A 5017-nucleotide genomic window follows, 5' to 3' on the forward strand; every position below is an offset into this window, starting at 1 on the left:
ACGGCGTCGCGGAGTACTCCACGACTTCTCCCGAACGCACACGCGACGCCACGCCAAGCTCGAACTGGCTCATCCGCGGATGGTTGGTTTGCCGCGCCGCAGTAACGAGGTTGCGCGGATCTTTGCCGTCGCCCCCGAGTTGTCGAGCCAACAGGTGTGTTCGATTGTCGAAGTATGGCGCTTGCCCGCTACGCCAGCCTGGCGGCCTATATCGCCAGTTGGCCCGGGTTCCGGTTCCCAGCATGGGGGAGGTCAGGGTCGCGGATACGCCGGTGGCCTGTCCCGCGCCGTTCAACGGCCCTGTGCGCACCGCCTCTCTGGGCGTCGATGGCGGGGCGACTTGTCCTCTCCATAATCCCGGTTGACGGCGGACGGGCCCGGAACGTACCGCTCCCCCGGCCCCAAGCCCATCCAACAACTCTCCAGCGCTCATGGCCATCTCTCCGACCGGTTGCGGCGCCCTCGCGCCGCCGACCATGCCGTAGGCGATGGCTCCTAAGGGGCTCTGAGCCATCCTCGCCGCTTGCCTGCGAGCCTGTTGTTGCGCCGCATACACTTCTGGCGTGATGGAGGAATTCGCAACGGGCACGAGCACGTTCGCGCTTCCATTGTCCACTTCCCTGTAGGTCTGTCTGCCGATCGTCACGGTGCGTCCTCGCCGCGGCGCAAGATCCAGATCCTCAATGCGCCAGTCGAACCGGGAAAGCCGCGGTGAAGCGCCCGACATCGCAGCCAATTCTGCGCGCTGCTTCTTCAAATTTTCTTCCCGGATCATGGCGTCGTACCGATCGCCGGCAGGATCCGGAACAGAACGTGGCTGACCCCTGGGCATCCGAGCCATGGAACTCCCCTCATATGGCGGCCCGTCAAATGGGAGCTAGTCACGAGCCGCGACTAGCGAGCCTCAAATTGTCGCGTCGAACCCAGATCATGTCAAGAACAAAATAAGAACATAGCCGCAGGCGCTGTGGCGCGGCGCCGCACCACGGACCGCCTCTTCGCCGATCGCCGTCGACCACGCATCCTTGGCCTTGCGTCAGTCGTTAAGGTTCAACATGCTATGTTGCGACGCACAAGAGGCACGCCCGTATGCTCTACACGCTCTATGAAGCCGGCTACTACGCCGCCTCGCCGCTGCGGTGGGCCGCGCTCGCGGCGCGCGACTTCTGGAGTTCGCCGCTGAATCCGGCGGCCGAGAGCGACCTGGGCCGGCGCATCTACGCGACCTCCGACCTGTTCGCGAACCTGACGCGCCGCTACGGCAAGCCGGACTGGAAGATCGACAAGGTCAAGATCAACGGCCGCGATGTGCGCGTGCGCGCCCAGGAGGTCTGGTCGACGCCGTGGTGCAAGCTGATCCACTTCGACCGCGACATGAGCGACCTGCGGCGCGCCGGTAAGACCGAGCTGGAGCCGGCGGTGCTGATCGCTGCGCCCCTGTCGGGCCACTACGCCACGCTGCTGCGCGGCACGGTCGAGGCCTTCCTCCAGGACCACGAGGTGTTCATCACCGAATGGACCAACGCGCGCGACGTGCCGTTGATGGAGGGCCGCTTCGACTTCCACGACTACATCGACCACATCCGCGAGATGCTGCGCCAGATGGGTCCGCGCCCCCACGTGGTGGCCGTCTGCCAGCCCGGCCCGCCCGTGCTGGCCGCCGCCGCGCTGATGGCCGACGACCGTGAGGAGAGCCGTCCGGCCTCGATGACCTTCATGGGCTCGCCGATCGACGCCCGCCTGTCGCCGACCGTGACCAACAAGCTGGCCGAGGACCGGCCGTTCGCCTGGTTCGAGTCGAACATGATCTACAACGTGCCGCCGCCCTACCTGGGCGCGGGTCGGCGCGTCTATCCGGGCTTCGTCCAGCTGGCCAGCTTCATGTCGATGAACCTGGAAAAGCACCAGGAAGCGCACCGCCAGTACCTTGCCGACCTGATGAAGGGCGACGGCGACGAGACCGAGAAGCACCTGGAGTTCTACGACGAGTACCTCTCTGTGCTGGATCTGACCGAGGAGTTCTATCTCCAGACGGTCGATGTGGTGTTCCAGCGCCATCTGCTCCCCAAGGGCGAGCTCGAGCACCGCGGCCGCAAGGTGCGCCCCGAGCGGATCACCGACATCGGCCTGCTGACGGTCGAGGGCGAGAACGACGACATATCGGGCATTGGCCAGACACAGGCCGCGCACAAGCTGTGCCTGAGCCTGCCGGTCGACCTGAAGGAAGACTACATCCAGCCGCACGTGGGCCATTACGGCGTGTTCAACGGCCGGCGCTTCCGCGAGGAGATCTATCCCCGCGTGCGCGCCTTCATCCGCCGGATGGAAGCCGAGATCCCCCACCTGCGCGCCCGGCCGGCTTCTGCCGAGGTGGTGCCGCTGCGGTCTGCGCAGAGCTGACGTTCCCCTTCTGAAACCGCCCGGCGCACCTTAGATTCCCGGGCGATGAGTCTGCTGGGACGTTCCCAATTCTCCGACGGCGACCGGCTGGATGTAGCCGGCGCGGCGGTGCGCCTGAAGGTCAACGGTCGTGCGCGGCGGGTGTCGCTGCGGCTGGACCGGACGCGTCGCGAGATCGTGGCCACCGCGCCGTCGCAGCGCCGGCTCCCGGAAGCCGCCGCCTTCGCCCGCGAGCGCGCGGCGTGGATCGCCGAGCGGCTTGCCGAACTTCCCGCCGCCGCCCCGCTGGCGCCCGGAATGCTGATCGAGGTGTTCGGCCGGCCGGTGCGCCTGGAACAGGGGGCCGGTCGCGCGCGCTGGATCGAGCCGGTCGACGGCTCCACGCCGCGCATCGCCGCCATGGGCGAGGGCGAGGGCTTCAGCCGAGCCGTGATCCTGGTGATCCGCAAGCGGGCCCTGGAGGTGCTGACCGAGCGCACGCGCCACTACGCGCTGAAGCTGGGCGCGCCGATGCCGGCGGTGAGCGTCGCCGACGCCAAGTCGCGCTGGGGCTCGTGCAAGCCCGGGCCGCGCGGCGCGGCCGGCGTGATCCGCTATTCGTGGCGGCTGGCGCTGGCGCCCTTCGAGGTCGCCGACTATGTGGCTGCTCACGAGTGCGCCCACCTTCTGGAGCTCAACCACGGGCCACGCTTCTGGGCCCACGTGCGGGCGCTGGTCGGCGACGAGCGCCGCTTCCGCGCCTGGCTTCGGGCTGAGGGGGCCCGTCTGCACGCCTTCGGAAGATAGCCCCTAGTAGGGCGGCTCTTCCTTGCGACGCGGCTCGGTCTTTTCCCTGTCGCCCCGGAAGAAGTCGGTGACCCCTTCGATGATCTTGCCGATCGGATTGCCGTCCTCGTCGGTTTCCTCGATCGGGGGAGGCGGAGGCTGGCCGCCCGGAATCGGCTGAACCTTCAGGCGGGGCAGCGCGGCCGTCATGTAGTCGCGCCAGATTCCGGCCGGCGCGCCCCCGCCGGTGACCCGGCTCATCGGCTTGTTGTTGTCCTTGCCGACCCAGACGGCGGTCACGAAGCCGCCCGTGTAGCCCACGAACCAGGCGTCCCGGTAGTCGCTGGTGGTGCCGGTCTTGCCTGCCAGGTCATAGCCCGGGACGTTGGCTCGCGTGCCGGTGCCGCTCGTCACGACGCCCCGCATCATGGAGACGATCTCGCTGAGCGCCGGCTGGCCGATCACCGGCGTTCGGGTGGGGCGATACTCGTACAGAACCCGGCCGCCGCGGGCGGTGCGGATGCGCTCTATGCCATAAGCCTTGGCGGCCGAGCCGCCGTTGGAGAAGGGCACATAGGCCTGGGCCATCTCCAGCGGACTGACCTCGACGGCGCCCAGAGCCATCGACGGGTCCAGCTGGATCGGCGAGGTGATGCCCATGCGGTGGGCGGTGGCCGCCACGTTCGAGGTGCCTACCTTGCTGGCCAGGTCGGCGGCCACGGTGTTCACCGATTGCGCCATGGCGGTGCGCAGCTCGATCTCGCCCAGGTACTCGCCCGTGTAGTTGCGCGGCTCCCAGTTTCCGATCTTGATCGGCTGGTCGACCACCGCGGTGAAGGGCGTGTAGCCGGCCTGGAGCGCGGTCAGGTAGACGAACGGCTTGAAGGCCGACCCCGCCTGGCGTTTGGCCATCGCCGCGCGGTCGAACTGGCTCTGCAGATAGCCGGTCCCGCCGACGTAGGCGCGCACCCGGCCCTCGCCGTCCAGCGACACCAGCGCGCCCTGCTCCACGCCCTGGCCCTTGGCGGCGGCGACGCCGCGGGTGAGCGCCTGCTCGGCGCTGGCCTGCAGCGGCAGGTCCAGCGTGGTCTCGACGACGAGATCCTCGGTTGGCTCCTCTCCAACCAGAACGCGGACCTGATCGTCGACCCAGTCCACGAAATACTGCGCCCGCTGGTTGGCCAGGGTGGAGTTCACCCGCACCGGCGTGCGCACGGCCTCGGCGCGCTGGGCCTCGGTGATGAAGCCTGCATCGACCATGGCGTAGAGGACGATGTTGGCCCGCTCGGCGGCGTTCTTGGTCGAAGCGGCAGGCGAATAGCGCGACGGGCCCTTCATGATGCCCGCCAGCATGGCGCTCTCGCCCAGGGTCAACTGGGAGGCGGGCTTGGAGAAATAGCGCTGTGAAGCCGCCTCGATCCCATAGGCGCCGCCGCCGAAATAGACCCGGTTCAGATAGGTCTCGAGGATCTGCTTCTTGGAGTACTGCACCTCCAGCTTGACCGCGAGCACCAGCTCCTGGGCCTTGCGGCGATAGGTCTGGGTTGTGTCGAGGAAGAGGTTGCGGGCCAGCTGCTGGGTGATGGTCGAGCCGCCGCGCAGGGGCCGGCCCTCGCCCCTGTGTTGCATATTGTAGATCTGGCTGCGCGCGATGCCCCACGGATTGAACCCCGGGTGCCAGTAGAACCAGCGGTCCTCGACGGCGATGAACGCCTGGGGCACGTGCTTGGGCAGCTTGTCCAGCGACACGGCGGGCGCAGCCTGGCTCCCACGCACCGAGAGCAGCGCGCCCGATCGGTCGAGATACGAGATCGACGGCGCGCGCTTGGCCTCGTCCAGCGACGAGATGTCG

The 5017-nt window shown here is 68.0% G+C and carries 4 protein-coding genes; 2 read left to right on the forward strand and 2 right to left on the reverse strand.

Annotated elements, in window-relative coordinates:
- The coding region (locus EPN98_RS00215; protein ID WP_293358615.1) for a DNA/RNA non-specific endonuclease at positions 1 to 841 on the reverse strand (841 nt) is incomplete at its 3' end.
- Between the two features lie 248 nt (positions 842 to 1089).
- Between EPN98_RS00215 and phaZ the strand changes: the two genes are divergently transcribed.
- Positions 1090 to 2400: a polyhydroxyalkanoate depolymerase gene (gene phaZ, locus EPN98_RS00220; RefSeq protein WP_293358618.1), complete on the forward strand. Its 1311-nt coding sequence runs from the start codon at positions 1090 to 1092 to the stop codon at positions 2398 to 2400.
- A gap of 45 nt (positions 2401 to 2445) precedes the next feature.
- The gene (locus EPN98_RS00225; protein WP_293358621.1) at positions 2446 to 3186 is read left to right on the forward strand and encodes a M48 family metallopeptidase; all 741 of its coding nucleotides are present in this window, start codon (positions 2446 to 2448) and stop codon (positions 3184 to 3186) included.
- A 3-nt stretch (positions 3187 to 3189) separates the two neighbouring features.
- On the opposite strand, the gene EPN98_RS00230 is transcribed toward EPN98_RS00225, so the two are convergent.
- Positions 3190 to 5017, reverse strand: a 1828-nt coding sequence (locus tag EPN98_RS00230; protein WP_293358624.1) for a transglycosylase domain-containing protein, incomplete at its 5' end; no start/stop codon positions are given.

It is taken from the genome of Phenylobacterium sp., from assembly GCF_004299445.1.
Taxonomy (GTDB): Bacteria; Pseudomonadota; Alphaproteobacteria; order Caulobacterales; family Caulobacteraceae; genus Phenylobacterium.